Below are 13,185 nucleotides of genomic sequence, written 5' to 3'. Positions count from 1 at the left end.
GCGCTCCCGCCGCGCGCACACGGGCAGATGGCGGCGGGCGATCCCCACGATCGCCCGCCGCTGCGGCGGTCCTCGTCCCCACGTCGGCCCGCCGAATGCGCAGATGCGCTCCCACAGCGCCTATCCGCGCTTACTGCACTCTGCAGTATAGGGTCGATCTGTCGCGAGCGGGATACCCTTTCACGTCCCGAGCCGATCCGATCCTGTGCCGGATCCGCAGCGACGCAGGGGAGGAGGAGAGGATGCCGGTGCCCGAGCGCGAGCTCTCGACGACGGCGTACCTGACCCTCGGTCTCCTCGCCGCGCGCGACTGGTCGGCGTACCAGCTGGCCGAGCAGCTCGGCCGCGGCGTCGCCGAGCTGTGGCCGTCGGCCGATCGCGGCCGGTACGCGGTGCTCAATCGCCTCCGCGATGCCGGCTTCGTCGACACCCGCCAGGAGCACACCGGCAAGCGCGCGCGCACGATCTACTCGATCACCCCCGAGGGGCGCGAGGCCCTCGCCCGGTGGCTGACGACGCCGGTGCGTCCGCCGTCGTTCGAGTTCGAGGGCATGGTGCGCGTGCTGCTCTCGGATCAGGGATCGCTCGACGACCTCCGCTCGACCCTCGCGCAGACGCGAGAGCGGGCCCTCGCCCAACGCGACCTGTTCGCCCGCTACGCGGCGTTCATCAGCGCGACCGGCGGCACGTTCCCCGAGCGCAAGCACCTGTTCGCACTGGCCAACACGTTCATGATCGGCCATTACGACCACATCCTCGCGTGGGCCGACTGGGCCGAGCAGCAGATCGCGGACTGGCCCGACACGGTGACGCCGGCGACGCACGGCGATCAGGTGAGCGACATGCTCGCCCCGGGCCGCGCGGCCTGGGAGTCCGGTCACGCAGACGGCGTGTGACCGGCCGGGGCTACGGGCGCTGCGCAGAGACGAGCACCCGGTCGCGATCGAGGACGAACTCCAGCGCCGTGCCCTCGCCGAACTCGTCGAGCAGCGGCCGCGGCGCCTGCGCGGTGACGAGGATCGTCGCCGAGGCGGGGACCGAGCCCGCGGTGCACGAGCCGGCCGAGAGGCCGAAGTTCACCGAGGTCGAGTCGTACACCCACAGGCAGGTGCTGCTGGTCCTGTTGCCGAAGTCGCGCGCGGACGCGATCGCGGTGAGACCGCGGTACTCCTCGAACGTGACGCCGTCCGGCGGGCGCGGCCCCCACATCTGCTCCGGCCACTGCCCGTCGGCGTCCACGCCGAGCACGGCGACACGCTCCCGACCCGGCGACTGCTGCGCCGAGACCAGTGCCGCGCCGAGGAGCATGGCGAGCAGCAGCGACGCGCCCCAGAGGAGGGCCCGGTGCCGCTCCCACCACGGGCGCCGGATGCGGGATGCCGCGACAGCCGGCTCTCCGGCGGGAGCCGCCCGGTCGTCGCGGGCCTGCGCGCCCGGCGCCGCCGCGTCGAGGGCGTGGCCTTCGAGCTCGCGCAGCCGCTGGAGGGCGTCCGGGTCGTCGTGGATGTCGGCGTCGGGTCCGTAGGCTCGCGCACGCAGCCTTCTGAGCTCCTCGGCCACGTCGTCGGACATCTGCGACAGCATGTCCGACCGAGGCGTCGCGTTCGAGAACGCGCACGTGGCCGGACCGTGAACATCCCGTGACGCGCCGCCGCGGGGCGGGAATCCCGCGAGCGGTGGCGCCGCGCGGGTGCCCGTGGGTCAGTGGGCGGTGCGCACCCCGACGAGGTCGTGGACGAGCACGGCCGCCGCGCGCGCGCCCTGCCCCGCGGCGACGATGAGCTGCTGCGGACCGGGGGACGCGGCATCCCCCGCCGCATACAGGCCCGCCACGGACGTGCGCCCGGAGCGGTCGGTGACCAGGTTGCCGAACCCGTCGCGCTCGAGGTCGATGCCGGCGACGAAGTCCAGCGCCGGGTGCCACTGCGGGCGCACGAACCCGCCGTCGATCTCGACCCGGTCGCCGCCCTGCAGGCGCACCGCCGACACGGCGCCCTTCTCGCCCTCGAGGTCGTCGATGACGCGACGCTCGACGATGATCCCGGATGCCGCGAGCTCGGCCTCCTCGACCGTGTCGACGGCGTCCGACCCGTTGGTGAAGACGGTGAGCCGGTCGGTCCAGCGGGCGATCAGCCGCGCCCGGGCGGCCAGATCGGGCGTTTCGCCGATGAGCGCGAGCGGGCGGTCCTGCAGCTCCCACGCGTCGCACGCGGCGCAGCTGAACACGGTCATCCCGTAGAACGCGCGGAGGCTCGGGATGTCGGGCAGTGTCTCGCGGAGGCCGGTGGCCACGAGCACCGAGCGGGCCGAGACGGCGGGAGGGATGCCCGAGCCGCGGCCGCTCAGCGCGGCGATGAAGCGGCGCCCGTCGCCGCAGTCCTTCTCCAGCAGCGCCGTCACGACCGTGCGGTCGTACACCCGCACGTCGGGGTAGGCGGCGAGCTCCGCCCGCGCGAGCTTGCGCAGCTCGAGCGGGGGGATGCCGTCGCGCGTGAGGAAGCCGTGCGAGCGCAGCGTCGCCGCGTTGCGGGGCCTGCCGGCGTCGATGACCGCCACGGAGGCGCGGGCACGCCCGAGGTTGAGCGCGGCGGAGAGCCCCGCCGGGCCCCCGCCGACGATGACGACGTCGACCTCGGCCGGCGGGGCGTCGCTTGCGGGTGCGGGGTCAGTCATGACCGTCTCCTTGGGGAGGGAGGGCGGCGATGATCGGGTGGTCCTTCGCGATCACGCCGGTCTTCGCGGCGCCGCCCGGCGAGCCGATGTCGTCGAAGAACTCCACGTTCGCGGTGTAGTAGTCCTGCCACTGGTCGGGCAGGTCGTCCTCGTAGTAGATGGCCTCGACCGGGCAGACCGGCTCGCAGGCCCCGCAGTCGACGCACTCGTCGGGGTGGATGTACAGCGACCGCTCGCCCTCGTAGATGCAGTCGACCGGGCACTCGTCGATGCAGGCGCGGTCCTTCACATCGACGCACGGCAGTGCGATCACGTACGTCACCGGACGAGCGCTCCCCGCGAGATGCCGACCTGCTCGTCGCGCGGAACGACCTTCACGCGCTCCCGCGTGTGGAGGTGGTTCGCTCCGAGCTCCCGCTCGTGCGCGTCCAGAGCCAGCCAGCCGTCCCACGTCGTGTACGCGACCTCGCGCTCGTCGAGCAGGTTCAGCACGTCGCCGGCCACCGCGGGGGCCGAGAGCCGCCCCGCCTCGATGTCGGCGACGAGGTGCGCGATGGTCTCCATGGCGTCGGACTTGGTGTGGCCGATGAGCCCGACCGGTCCGCGCTTGATCCAGCCGGTCGCGTAGAGGCCCGGGACCACCGGAGCGTCGGCGTCGCCGGTGGTCGCGGCATCCGTCACCCGTCCCTCGACATTCGAGACGACGCCGGCCTTCTCGTCGAACGGCGCGTCGATCACCGGGGTGCCGTAGTAGCCGACGGCGCGGTACACCTGCTGAACCGGGTACTCGCGGAACTCGCCCGTGCCGCGCACGCGCCCGTCCCCCGTCGGCTCGGTGCGCTCGAAGCGCAGCCCCTCGACCTTGCCGTCGCCGAGCACCTCGACGGGCGAGTGGTAGAAGTGCAGGTGCAGGCGGCGGCTGGCCCCCGTGGACTCGCGCGTGCGCCAGCTCTCGAGGATGCGGAGCATGACCTTCAGCTGGTTGTTGGCCGGCGTGAGGCCTTCGAGGTAGGCGAAGTCCTCGTCGTGCACGACGATGTCGACGTCCGGCACCTCGCCGAGCTCGCGCAGCTCGATCGGCGTGAACTTGATGTCGGCGGGACCGCGGCGGCCGAACACGTGCACGTCGGTGACGGCGGATGCCTCCAGGCCCGCGAGTACGTTGTCGGCGATCTCGGTCGAGCGGAGGTCCACGGCGTGCTTGGCGAGGATGCGGGCGACGTCGAGCGCGACGTTGCCGTTGCCGATGACGGCGACCTCGCGCTGGTCGAGCGTCCACTCGGTGGGCACGTCGGGGTGGCCGTCGAACCAGGCGACGAAGTCCGCGGCGCCGAACGATCCGGGCAGGTCGATGCCGGGGATGTCGAGGGCCGCGTCGCGGATGGCCCCGGTGGCGAGGATCACGGCGTCGTACCGCTCGTGCAGCTCCTCCAGCGCGATGTCGCGGCCGACCTCGACGTTGCCGATGAACCGGGTGGTTCCGGCGTCGAGCATCTCGTGGAGCGAGTTGACGATGCCCTTGATGCGCGGGTGGTCGGGTGCGACGCCGTAGCGGATGAGGCCGTAAGGCGCGGGAAGCGACTCGAACAGATCGATCGCGACCGAGCCGCCGGCGTCGTTCACCGCGTTGGTGAGGATGTTGCCCGCGTAGATGCCGGCGGGACCGGCGCCGACGATCGCGACGCGGAGGTTCTGGAGGCTCGAAGAGGTCACTGCGTGGGGGCCTTTCGGGAGGTGCCGGGGACGGCGAGGGGGTCGAAGTGGGTGAGTTCGAGGGTGGCGAGTTCCGCGGGGGCGTACGGGCTGAGCCGCACGACGTCGCCCACGACCACGACGGCGGGGGAGCGGATGCCTCGCTCCGCGGCCTGGTGGGCGATCGTGGCGAGGGTGCCGACGGTGACGCGCTGGCGTGCTCCGTAGCCGTCCTCGACGACCGCCACCGGGCAGTCCGCGCCGCGCTCGCCGCGGGCGAGGATGATCGCGGAGTTCGCCAGGGTGCCGATCCCCATGAGCAGCACGACGGTGTGGTCGCGGCCGCCGCCGAGGGACTCGATCTGGTCGTGCGCGGTGGCGACCGTGAACGCGGTGGCCACGCCGCGGTGGGTGAGCGGGATGCCGGCGATCGCGGGCACCGAGATCGCGCTGGTGATCCCCGGCACGACCTGGACGGGGACGCCCGCCTCCTGGCAGGCGAAGAGCTCCTCGCCGCCGCGCCCGAAGACGTACGGGTCTCCGCCCTTGAGGCGGACGACCGTCTTGCCGTCGAGGGCGAGCTGCACCAGCAGGGCGTTGATGGCGTCCTGCGGCACGGCGTGGTGGCCCGGCGCCTTGCCGACGTCGACGACCTCCGCCCGCAGCTCGACGCCGTCGGCGGCGAGCCCCTCGAGCACGGCGCGCGCGCCGAGCCGGTCAGCGACGATCACGTCGGCCGCTTCGAGGGCGCGCAGGCCCTTGACGGTGAGCAGTCCGGCGTCGCCCGGCCCGGCCCCGACCAGCCAGACCGTCCCGGTCGTGGTGGCGTCGGCCGTGGCATCCGTAGCCCCCGTGGCATCCGTGGCATCCGTGGCATCCGTGGCATCCGTCGCATCCGCGGCATCTGTCGCATCCGTCGCTCCGGAGTTCGGAGATTCGGCGTGTTTCCGGACCTCCCCGGCCGGATGCTCCGGAAAACGTGCGGATGTCCGATTTCCGGATCCGGGGAAGGAGGGGTCGAGGGACTCGAGTGACTCGAGGGGCTCGGGGCGGCCGGTCATCGGGTACCTCCCGTGATGAGCAGGCCACGGCGCTTCAGCATGCGGCGCTCCAGCGGCCCGAAGAAGACGAGCTCGATGAGGATGCCGATGGCCAGGATGAGGATGATGGTGGCGAGGACCCCGGCCATGTCGGCGAGCTCCCGCGACTGGTCGAGCATCGAGCCCAGGCCGAAGCCGATGGAGCCGCCCGTCGCGATGATCTCGGCCGCCATCAGCGAGCGCCACGAGAACGCCCATCCCTGCTTGAGTCCGGCGAGGTAGCCGGGCAGCGCGGCGGGCAGGATGACGGCGGTGGCCAGCTGCCAGCGCGAGGCGCCGAGCACCGTACCGACGCGCCGCAGCTGCGGGGGCACCTGGTCGATGCCGGCGATGAGGCCGTTCACGATCGACGGGATGGCGCCCATGAGGATGACGAAGTAGACGGTCGCGTCGGACAGGCCGAACCAGATGATCGCAGCGGGCACCCAGGCCACCGACGGCAGCACCTGCAGGCCCGAGATGATCGGTCCGACCGCGCGGCGGATCGGGCGCACCTCGGCGAGAAGCAGCCCGATGGGTGTGCCGACGACGATCGCGATGAGGAAGCCGGCGACCCCGCGCTCGAGGCTGGTCGCGACGGCCTCCTGCAGGCGACCGGTCTCCCACGCCAGGCCCAGCGCGTTCCACACGTCCACGGGACTCGGAACCTTGTCGGGCCGCGGGTCGGCGATGACGACGTACAGCTGCCAGGCGACGATCAGCAGCACGAGGAAGACGATCGGCGGCACGACGCTCTGGGCGACGCGGCGCCAGCGCCCGGTGCCCGAGGCCGCGTCGGTCTGCAGCCGGTCCAGGCCCGCCTCGAGCGAGCGCAGATCGTCGGAGGTGACGGATGCCGCGGCATCCGTCTTCGGAACGGTCAGGCTGTCATGCGGCATTGCGGCGGATCTCCTTCCGCAGCTGGTCGGTGATCTCCACCGAGAGTGCGGCCACCTCGGCCGACTCGATGCGGCGCCCGGTGGTCTTCGCGATCTGCCACTGCTGCACGATGCGGCCGGGACGGCTGCCCATCAGCACGACGCGCTGGCCGAGGCGGGCAGCCTCCCGCACGTTGTGCGTGACGAACACGATGGTGCGACCGGTGGCGCGCCACACGCGCTCGAGCTCCTCGTGGAGGAGGTCGCGGGTGATGGCGTCGAGTGCCGCGAACGGCTCGTCCATCAGCAGCACGGGCCGGTCCTGCGCGAGGGCGCGTGCGAGCGCGACGCGCTGGCGCATGCCGCCGGAGAGCTCGTGCGGGCGCTTGTCGGCGGCATCCGCGAGGTTCACGGTGTCCAGGAGCGCGAGCGCCTTCTCGCGACGCTCGCCGCGCGGCACGCCTCGCAGGCGGAGCGCCAGTTCGACGTTCTTGCGGGCGGTCAGCCACGGCATGAGAGCCGACTCCTGGAACATGACGGCCGAGCCCTCGTCAGGGGTCTCGATGCGGCCGGCGCTCGGGCGATCGAGCCCGGCGATGAGGTTCAGGAGCGTGGACTTGCCGCACCCGGACGCCCCCAGCAGGCACACGAACTCCCCGGGGGCGATGTCGAGCGACACGTCGTCGAGCACGACCGGGCCGGAGCCGAACCGCTTGGACACCGCGTCGATCCGCACGGCGGGCGGGACGGCCGGAGCGGGCACGGGGACCGGCGCGACGCTGTCGAAGCTCGGCGTGAAAGGCGTGCCCGCGGAGGCGGGCGCGCCCGTCTCCGGAGCGGCCGGCACGCGGGCCTTCGAGCCCTGCGCGGCGCCAGAGGCGGAAGCGGGTGCGGTGCTCATGTCAGTCCTCGCCGAGTCCTGCGGCCGAGACGGGCTCGCCGCCGGCCGCCGTCAGCTGGTCGTTGAGCAGGGTCAGGTCGAACAGGCCCTCGATCGAACCCGCCTTCTGCGTGCCTGCCTCGATGCCGTTCTCGACGAGCGTCTCGAAGGCGTCGGCGTGCGGGTCGACCGAGAACGTCACGTGCTCGAGAGCGCGCTCGATCACCGCATCCGCCAGCGGCTTGCCGGTCTCGTCCTCGATGGCGCCGTTGATGACCGCCGGCGCGTCGCCGGGGTTGTCGGCGATCCACTGCACGGCGGCCGCGTGGCCGGTCAGGAGGTCTGCCACCACGTCGGGATGCTGATCGAGGAAGTCCTTGCGCACCAGCAGCACGGTGGTCGGGAACTCGCCGTCCTGCCACAGGTCGGCCTCGTCCTGCAGCACGTGCGCGCCGGCGTCGATCACCAGGCGCGACACCCAGGGCTCCGGCACCCAGGCGCCGTCGACCTGACCGTCCTGGAACAGCGTCAGTGTCTGGGCGTTGTCGGTCGGCGTGATCTGCACGTCGCCGCCGCCGGAGGTGTCGGTCTCGAACCCCTCGTCGGCCAGCCAGACCCGCGCCGAGACGTCCTGCGTGTTGCCGAGCTGCGGCGTCGCGATCGTCGTGCCGTCGAGGTCGGCCGGCTCGTCGATGCCGTCGCGGACCACGAGGGCTGCGCCACCGGTCGCCGCGCCGGCGACGATGCGGGCGGATTCGCCGCCGGACTGGATGAACGTGTTGATCGACGGGTTGGGGCCGATGTAGGTGGCGTCGATGGCGCCTGCCGACAGCGCCTCGATGGCGGCGGGCCCCGCGTTGAAGACCTGCGTGGTCACCTCGACGTCGCCGAGCGCGTCGGCGAACAGCCCCTCCTCGAGCCCGACGAGCGCGGGGGCATGCGTGACGTTCGCGAAGTACCCGAGGCGCAGCTCCGTCACCGGGGCGCCGCCGTCGCCGGCCTCTGCCGCGGCGGAGGCGCAGCCCGACATCATCGCCGCCACGAGTCCCAGGGTTGTGATCGTCGTCATGGTGCGGATTGTGTTCACGGTGTCGCCTCCTTCGGTTCGGTGGTTCGGGTCAGGGGTGGGTGGTGCGGGTGCGCGCGGATGCCGGACTCGGTCAGTCGCGCACGATGCCGGCGGCGAGGGTCGCGCCGTCGGACGGATGGATGACGAGGAACGAGCCCCCGTGGCGGCTGTCGCGGTACGGCTCGAGCGGCAGGTCGGCCGCCAGCCGCAGCCGCACGCGGCCGATGTCGTTGGTCTCGAGCGTCTGCGCCGGCTCGTGCACCAGCGCGTCGAGGTCGTAGCGGGACTCGATCTGCGCGACGATCGCCTGCACGGTCGCGGTGCCGTGCTTGATGAGCACGCGGATGCCGGGGACCAGCGCCCGCGCGTCGAGCTGGAAGAGCTCCGCGTCGAACTCGCGACGAGCCTGGGGCAGTGAGCCGGCGGCGACGACGAGGGCGCCGCGCGCGGTGTCGATGTCGTCCTCGAACTCGAGCGAGACGGATTGCGGGGCCGTCGCCTCGTCGACCTCGACGCCGGCCGAGCGGATGCCGGTGACGGTGGTGGCGCTGCCCGCCGGGAAGACCTCCACGCGATCGCCGACGCGCACGACGCCGCTCGAGATCCGACCCGCGACGGCACGGTAGTCGCGCAGGCGCTCCGCCTCGTCGGGAGCGATGCCGGGGGCGAGCCCGCCCTGTGGGCGCAGCACGAGCTGGACGGGCAGCCGCAGCGGCTCGAGGTCGCGCTCGACGTCGGCGGTCGGAAGCGTCTCGAGCAGCCCGAGGAGAGCCGGCCCCTCGTACCAGGGCGTGCGCTCGGACCGCTCGACGATGTTGTCGCCTTCGAGCGCCGACACCGGGATGACGTGCAGATCCTCGATGCCGAGCTCGGTCGCCACCGCCTCGGCCTGAGCGGACACGTCGGCGAAGATCTCCGGCGAGAAGGCCACGAGGTCGATCTTGTTGACCGCGACGATCACGTGCGGCACGCGCAGGAGGGCGACGACGGCGAGGTGGCGCTTGGTCTGCTCGACGACGCCCTTGCGCGCATCGACGAGCACCACGACCGCGTCGGCGGTCGTCGCGCCGGTCACCATGTTGCGCGTGTACTGCACGTGGCCCGGGCAGTCGGCGAGGATGAACGACCGCGCGCCGGTCGAGAAGTAGCGGTAGGCGACGTCGATCGTGATGCCCTGCTCGCGCTCGGCGCGCAGGCCGTCGGTGAGGAGCGCGAAGTCGAAGTCGCCGTGGGCGAAGCCGCGGTCCGCCGACGTGCGGGCGACCTGCTCGAGCTGATCGGCGAGGATCGCCTTCGAGTCGTGCAGCAGCCGGCCGACGAGCGTCGACTTGCCGTCATCGACCGAGCCGGCCGTCGCGAACCGGAACAGCGTGGGCGTGCCGGTCCCCGCGGCGTCGAGAGCCGGGGAGTGAGGCGTGTCGAGATCCAGCATCAGAAGTACCCGTCCTTCTTGCGGTCCTCCATGGCCGCCTCGCTGAGGCGGTCGTCGGCGCGCGTGGCGCCGCGTTCGGTGAGGGTGGAGACGGCGACCTCGGCGACGATGGCGGCGAGGTCCGCGGCATCCGATTCCACCGCTCCGGTGCAGCTCATGTCGCCGACCGTGCGGTAGCGCACCGTGCGGCGCTCGACGGTCTCGTCCTCGCGGGGCGGCGAGAACGGGCCGACGGGGCGCCACATGCCGTCGCGGGCGTACACGTCGCGCTCGTGCGCGAAGTACAGCGGCGGCAGCGCGATCCCCTCGCGCTCGATGTAGCGCCAGACGTCGAGCTCGTTCCAGTTCGAGATCGGGAAGGCGCGCACATGCTGACCGGGCGTGTGCCGGCCGTTGTACAGGCTCCACAGCTCCGGGCGCTGGTTGCGCGGATCCCACTGGCCGAACTCGTCGCGCAGCGAGATGATGCGCTCCTTGGCGCGGGCCTTGTCCTCGTCGCGGCGCGCCCCGCCGAAGACGGCGTCGTGGCGTCCGGCGGCGATCGCGTCGAGCAGCGGCAGCGTCTGCAGGGGGTTGCGGGTGCCGTCGGCGCGCTCCTGGAGGCGTCCGTCGTCGATGTAGTCCTGCACGCTCGCGACCTCGAGACGGATGCCGAGACGCTCGACGGTCTCGTCGCGGAAGGCGATGACCTCGGGGAAGTTGTGGCCGGTGTCGACGTGCAGCACCGGGAACGGCACGCGGCCGGGCGCGAACGCCTTGGTCGCCAGGTGCAGCACGACGACGGAGTCCTTGCCGCCGGAGAACAGCAGCACCGGGCGCTCGAACTCGGCGACGACCTCGCGGATGACGTGGATGGCCTCCGCCTCGAGCAGGTCGAGCGTGGACAGGGCGGCGGACGCTTCCGCCGCCGATCGAGCGGGCGAGGTGGGAGCCGTATCGAGATCAGTCATTCGTGGAGCCCGCATTCGGTCTTGGCGGAGCCGGCCCAGCGGCCGGACCGGGGGTCTTCGCCGGGGGCGACCGGCTTCGTGCACGGCTCGCAGCCGATCGAGGGGTAGCCGAACCCGACGAGCAGGTTCACCGGCGCCTTGTGCGCCGCGGCGTACGAGAGCACGTCGTCGAAGCTCCAGGCCGCGACCGGGTTCACCTTCACGAGCCCGTTGCGCTCGTCCCACGTCACGAGGGGACTGTTGGTGCGGGTGGGGGCCTCGTCGCGACGGACGCCCGTGAACCACACCTCGTACCCGCCGAGCGCCTGCTGGAGGGGTGCGACCTTGCGGCGGGCGCAGCACAGGCCCGGGTCCCGCTCGAAGAGCTTCGCGCCGAACTCGGCGTCCTGCTCGGCGACGGTCTGGTCGGGCGTGATGTCCACGATCCGCACGTCGAGCGCGCGCTGCACCTCATCGCGCGTCGCGTAGGTCTCGGTGAAGTGGTACCCGGTGTCGAGGAACAGCACGTCCACGCCCGGGAGCTGCTCCGCCACGAGGTGCGGCAGGGCGGCGTCGGCCATCGAGCAGGCGACGGCGGCGGCATCCGTCCCGAAATTCCGCGCGACCCACGCGACGACCTCCGCGGCGGATGCCTCGTGGTCGGTCAGGCTGCCGAGTTCGAGGTTGCCCTGCTCGGCGAGGGCCTCGAGCTCTTCGCGCGTGCGCTTGACGGCGATGCGGGGTGCGAGGGAGACGGTCACTGCAGGGCCTCCTCCTCGGCGCGGTGCGCCCACTGGGCGAACGTCTCGCCGGCCTCGCGGTCGGCGAGGAAGCGGGTCACGACGCGCTCGACGTAGTCGGCGATGCCGTCGGCGGCCACCTTCAGGCCGCGGACGGTGCGGCCGAGGCCGGGCTCGTCGCGGTCCTGCGAGGCCAGGCCGCCGCCGAGGTGCACCTGGTACCCGGGAACCTGCTCGCCGTCGATCGTGACGAGCTGGCCCTTCAGGCCGATGTCGGCGGTCTGGATGCGCGCGCAGGAGTTGGGGCAGCCGTTGACGTGGAGCGAGATCGGATGCGGCAGCTCGAACCGGTCGAGACGCTTCTCGAGGTCGAGCACGGCGGCGGTCGCGTTGACCTTCGTCTCGACGATCGCGAGCTTGCAGAACTCGATGCCGGTGCACGCGATCGTGCCGCGGCGGATGAGGCTGGGACGCGCCTGCAGCCCGAGGGCGTCGAGCTCGCCGACGAGCGGCTCGACGTTCTCGGCGGGCACGTCGAGGATCACGAGCTTCTGGTGCGGCGTGGTGCGCAGGCGCGTCGAGCCGTGCGCCTCGATGACGTCGGCGAGCTTCGCGAGGGCCGGACCCGAGACCCGCCCGACGATCGGAGTGACGCCGATGTAGAAGCGGCCGTCCTTCTGCTCGTGCACGCCGACGTGGTCGCCGATCGTCTGCGGCCGCGCAGGGGCGGGGCCGTCGGGAAGCTCGTAGCCGAGGTACTCGTCCTGCAGCACCTGGCGGAACTTCTCGGTTCCCCACTCGGCGAGCAGGAACTTCAGACGCGCCTTGTTGCGCAGGCGCCGGTAGCCGTAGTCGCGGAAGATCTGGGTGACGCCGTGCCAGGCATCCGCCACCTGGTCCGGCCGCACGAACGTGCCGAGGCGCTCGCCCAGGCGCGGCGTCGTCGAGAGCGCGCCGCCGACCCACAGGTCGTAGCCGACGCCCAGCTCGCGGTGCTCGACGGCGACGAACGCCACGTCGTTGATCTCATGCACGACGTCCTGGCTCGGGTGGCCGGTGATCGCGGACTTGAACTTGCGCGGCAGGTTGGCCAGCGTCTGGTCGCCGAGGAAGCGCGCGGTGATCTCGTGGATCTGCGGCGTCGGGTCGATGAGCTCGTCGGCGGCGATGCCGGCCACGGGCGAGCCGAGGATCACGCGGGGGACGTCGCCGCACGCCTCCGTGGTCGACAGGCCCACGGCCTCCAGGCGGCGCCAGATCTCGGGGATGTCCTCGACGCGGATCCAGTGCAGCTGGATGTTCTGACGGTCGGTGATGTCGGCGGTGTCGCGCGCGAACTCGGTGGAGATCCCGGCGATGACGCGCAGCTGCTCGGTGGTGAGCTGGCCGCCGTCGATGCGGACGCGGAGCATGAAGTACTCGTCTTCGAGCTCCTCGGGCGTGAGGGTCGCGGTGCGGCCGCCGTCGATGCCGGGCTTGCGCTGCGTGTAGAGGCCCCACACGCGGAACCGGCCGTGCAGATCGGTCGGGTCGATCGAGGCGAAGCCGCCCTTCGAGTAGACGTTCTCGATGCGCTCGCGCACGCTCAGTCCGTTGTCGACCTGCTTCCACTCCTCGTTGCCGTTGAGGGGGGTCGTGCCGTCGATCTTCCACTGACCGTTGGGCTTCGACGACGCGCGCGGGGGGCGCACGGCTGCGCGCGGGCGCTCCGCCTCTGCACGCGCTTCGGTGTCGCTGATGGTCACGGTGGCCTCCGGGGTCGATCCCGGGTCGTGCCCGGGCAGGACTCTATCGAGCCCATTCCGTGAGGCTA

The 13,185-nt window shown here is 72.2% G+C and carries 13 protein-coding genes; 1 reads left to right on the top strand and 12 read right to left on the bottom strand.

The genetic code is table 11. The features are described 5' to 3' along the window. Positions 1-242 precede the first annotated feature (242 nt). Complete coding sequence (locus tag ACFRAL_RS01640) at positions 243-896, top strand: PadR family transcriptional regulator (protein ID WP_336394137.1); 654 nt, start codon at positions 243-245, stop codon at positions 894-896. Positions 897-906: 10 nt separating this feature from the next. Here the strand turns inward: ACFRAL_RS01640 and ACFRAL_RS01635 are convergent, their stop codons facing one another. The 12 genes from ACFRAL_RS01635 to ACFRAL_RS01580 form a co-directional block, all read right to left on the bottom strand. After that, positions 907-1,572, bottom strand: coding sequence for a hypothetical protein (locus ACFRAL_RS01635; RefSeq protein ID WP_378879032.1), 666 nt, complete (start codon positions 1,570-1,572; stop codon positions 907-909). Between the two features lie 129 nt (positions 1,573-1,701). After that, positions 1,702-2,673, bottom strand: coding sequence for an NAD(P)/FAD-dependent oxidoreductase (locus ACFRAL_RS01630; protein ID WP_378879029.1), 972 nt, complete (start codon positions 2,671-2,673; stop codon positions 1,702-1,704). Continuing rightward, positions 2,666-2,995 (bottom strand): ferredoxin, encoded by a 330-nt coding sequence (fdxA, locus tag ACFRAL_RS01625; protein ID WP_336394140.1) that lies wholly within the window; start codon positions 2,993-2,995, stop codon positions 2,666-2,668. The genes ACFRAL_RS01630 and fdxA overlap by 8 nt, the downstream gene beginning before the upstream one ends. Beyond that, complete coding sequence (locus tag ACFRAL_RS01620; protein WP_378879025.1) at positions 2,992-4,386, bottom strand: FAD-dependent oxidoreductase; 1,395 nt, start codon at positions 4,384-4,386, stop codon at positions 2,992-2,994. Before ACFRAL_RS01620 ends, fdxA begins: the two co-directional genes overlap by 4 nt. Next, a complete protein-coding gene (cobA, locus tag ACFRAL_RS01615; protein ID WP_378879022.1) occupies positions 4,383-5,426 on the bottom strand; it encodes a uroporphyrinogen-III C-methyltransferase in 1,044 nt (347 codons plus the stop codon). Before cobA ends, ACFRAL_RS01620 begins: the two co-directional genes overlap by 4 nt. Beyond that, a complete protein-coding gene (locus tag ACFRAL_RS01610) occupies positions 5,423-6,343 on the bottom strand; it encodes an ABC transporter permease (RefSeq protein ID WP_336394143.1) in 921 nt (306 codons plus the stop codon). The genes cobA and ACFRAL_RS01610 overlap by 4 nt, the downstream gene beginning before the upstream one ends. Then, positions 6,333-7,223 (bottom strand): ABC transporter ATP-binding protein, encoded by an 891-nt coding sequence (locus ACFRAL_RS01605; protein ID WP_378879020.1) that lies wholly within the window; start codon positions 7,221-7,223, stop codon positions 6,333-6,335. The genes ACFRAL_RS01610 and ACFRAL_RS01605 overlap by 11 nt, the downstream gene beginning before the upstream one ends. A 1-nt stretch (position 7,224) precedes the next feature. After that, entirely contained in the window at positions 7,225-8,271 is a 1,047-nt protein-coding gene (locus tag ACFRAL_RS01600; RefSeq protein WP_378879017.1) for an aliphatic sulfonate ABC transporter substrate-binding protein, read from the bottom strand. A 91-nt stretch (positions 8,272-8,362) separates the two neighbouring features. Then, entirely contained in the window at positions 8,363-9,703 is a 1,341-nt protein-coding gene (locus ACFRAL_RS01595; protein WP_378879014.1) for a sulfate adenylyltransferase subunit 1, read from the bottom strand. Next, a complete protein-coding gene (cysD, locus tag ACFRAL_RS01590) occupies positions 9,703-10,653 on the bottom strand; it encodes a sulfate adenylyltransferase subunit CysD (RefSeq protein ID WP_378879011.1) in 951 nt (316 codons plus the stop codon). Before cysD ends, ACFRAL_RS01595 begins: the two co-directional genes overlap by 1 nt. Beyond that, positions 10,650-11,393: a phosphoadenylyl-sulfate reductase gene (locus tag ACFRAL_RS01585; protein WP_378879008.1), complete on the bottom strand. Its 744-nt coding sequence runs from the start codon at positions 11,391-11,393 to the stop codon at positions 10,650-10,652. Before ACFRAL_RS01585 ends, cysD begins: the two co-directional genes overlap by 4 nt. Then, positions 11,390-13,117 (bottom strand): nitrite/sulfite reductase, encoded by a 1,728-nt coding sequence (locus ACFRAL_RS01580; RefSeq protein WP_378879005.1) that lies wholly within the window; start codon positions 13,115-13,117, stop codon positions 11,390-11,392. Before ACFRAL_RS01580 ends, ACFRAL_RS01585 begins: the two co-directional genes overlap by 4 nt. Between the last annotated feature and the right edge of the window lie 68 nt (positions 13,118-13,185).

This window comes from Microbacterium sp. NPDC056736 (assembly GCF_042790415.1).
In the GTDB taxonomy this organism is placed as follows: domain Bacteria; phylum Actinomycetota; class Actinomycetes; order Actinomycetales; family Microbacteriaceae; genus Microbacterium.
This window is presented reverse-complemented; position numbering and strand designations above follow the sequence as displayed.

Bases quoted from the DNA above. Each gene is read 5' to 3' on its own strand.
- ACFRAL_RS01640 (WP_336394137.1), top strand. From the start codon at position 243: ATGCCGGTGCCCGAGCGCGAGCTCTCGACGACGGCGTACCTGACCCTC.
- ACFRAL_RS01635 (WP_378879032.1), bottom strand. From the start codon at position 1,572: ATGTCCGACGACGTGGCCGAGGAGCTCAGAAGGCTGCGTGCGCGAGCC.
- ACFRAL_RS01630 (WP_378879029.1), bottom strand. From the start codon at position 2,673: ATGACTGACCCCGCACCCGCAAGCGACGCCCCGCCGGCCGAGGTCGAC.
- cobA (WP_378879022.1), bottom strand. From the start codon at position 5,426: ATGACCGGCCGCCCCGAGCCCCTCGAGTCACTCGAGTCCCTCGACCCC.
- ACFRAL_RS01610 (WP_336394143.1), bottom strand. From the start codon at position 6,343: ATGCCGCATGACAGCCTGACCGTTCCGAAGACGGATGCCGCGGCATCC.
- ACFRAL_RS01605 (WP_378879020.1), bottom strand. From the start codon at position 7,223: ATGAGCACCGCACCCGCTTCCGCCTCTGGCGCCGCGCAGGGCTCGAAG.
- ACFRAL_RS01600 (WP_378879017.1), bottom strand. From the start codon at position 8,271: ATGACGACGATCACAACCCTGGGACTCGTGGCGGCGATGATGTCGGGC.
- ACFRAL_RS01595 (WP_378879014.1), bottom strand. From the start codon at position 9,703: ATGCTGGATCTCGACACGCCTCACTCCCCGGCTCTCGACGCCGCGGGG.
- cysD (WP_378879011.1), bottom strand. From the start codon at position 10,653: ATGACTGATCTCGATACGGCTCCCACCTCGCCCGCTCGATCGGCGGCG.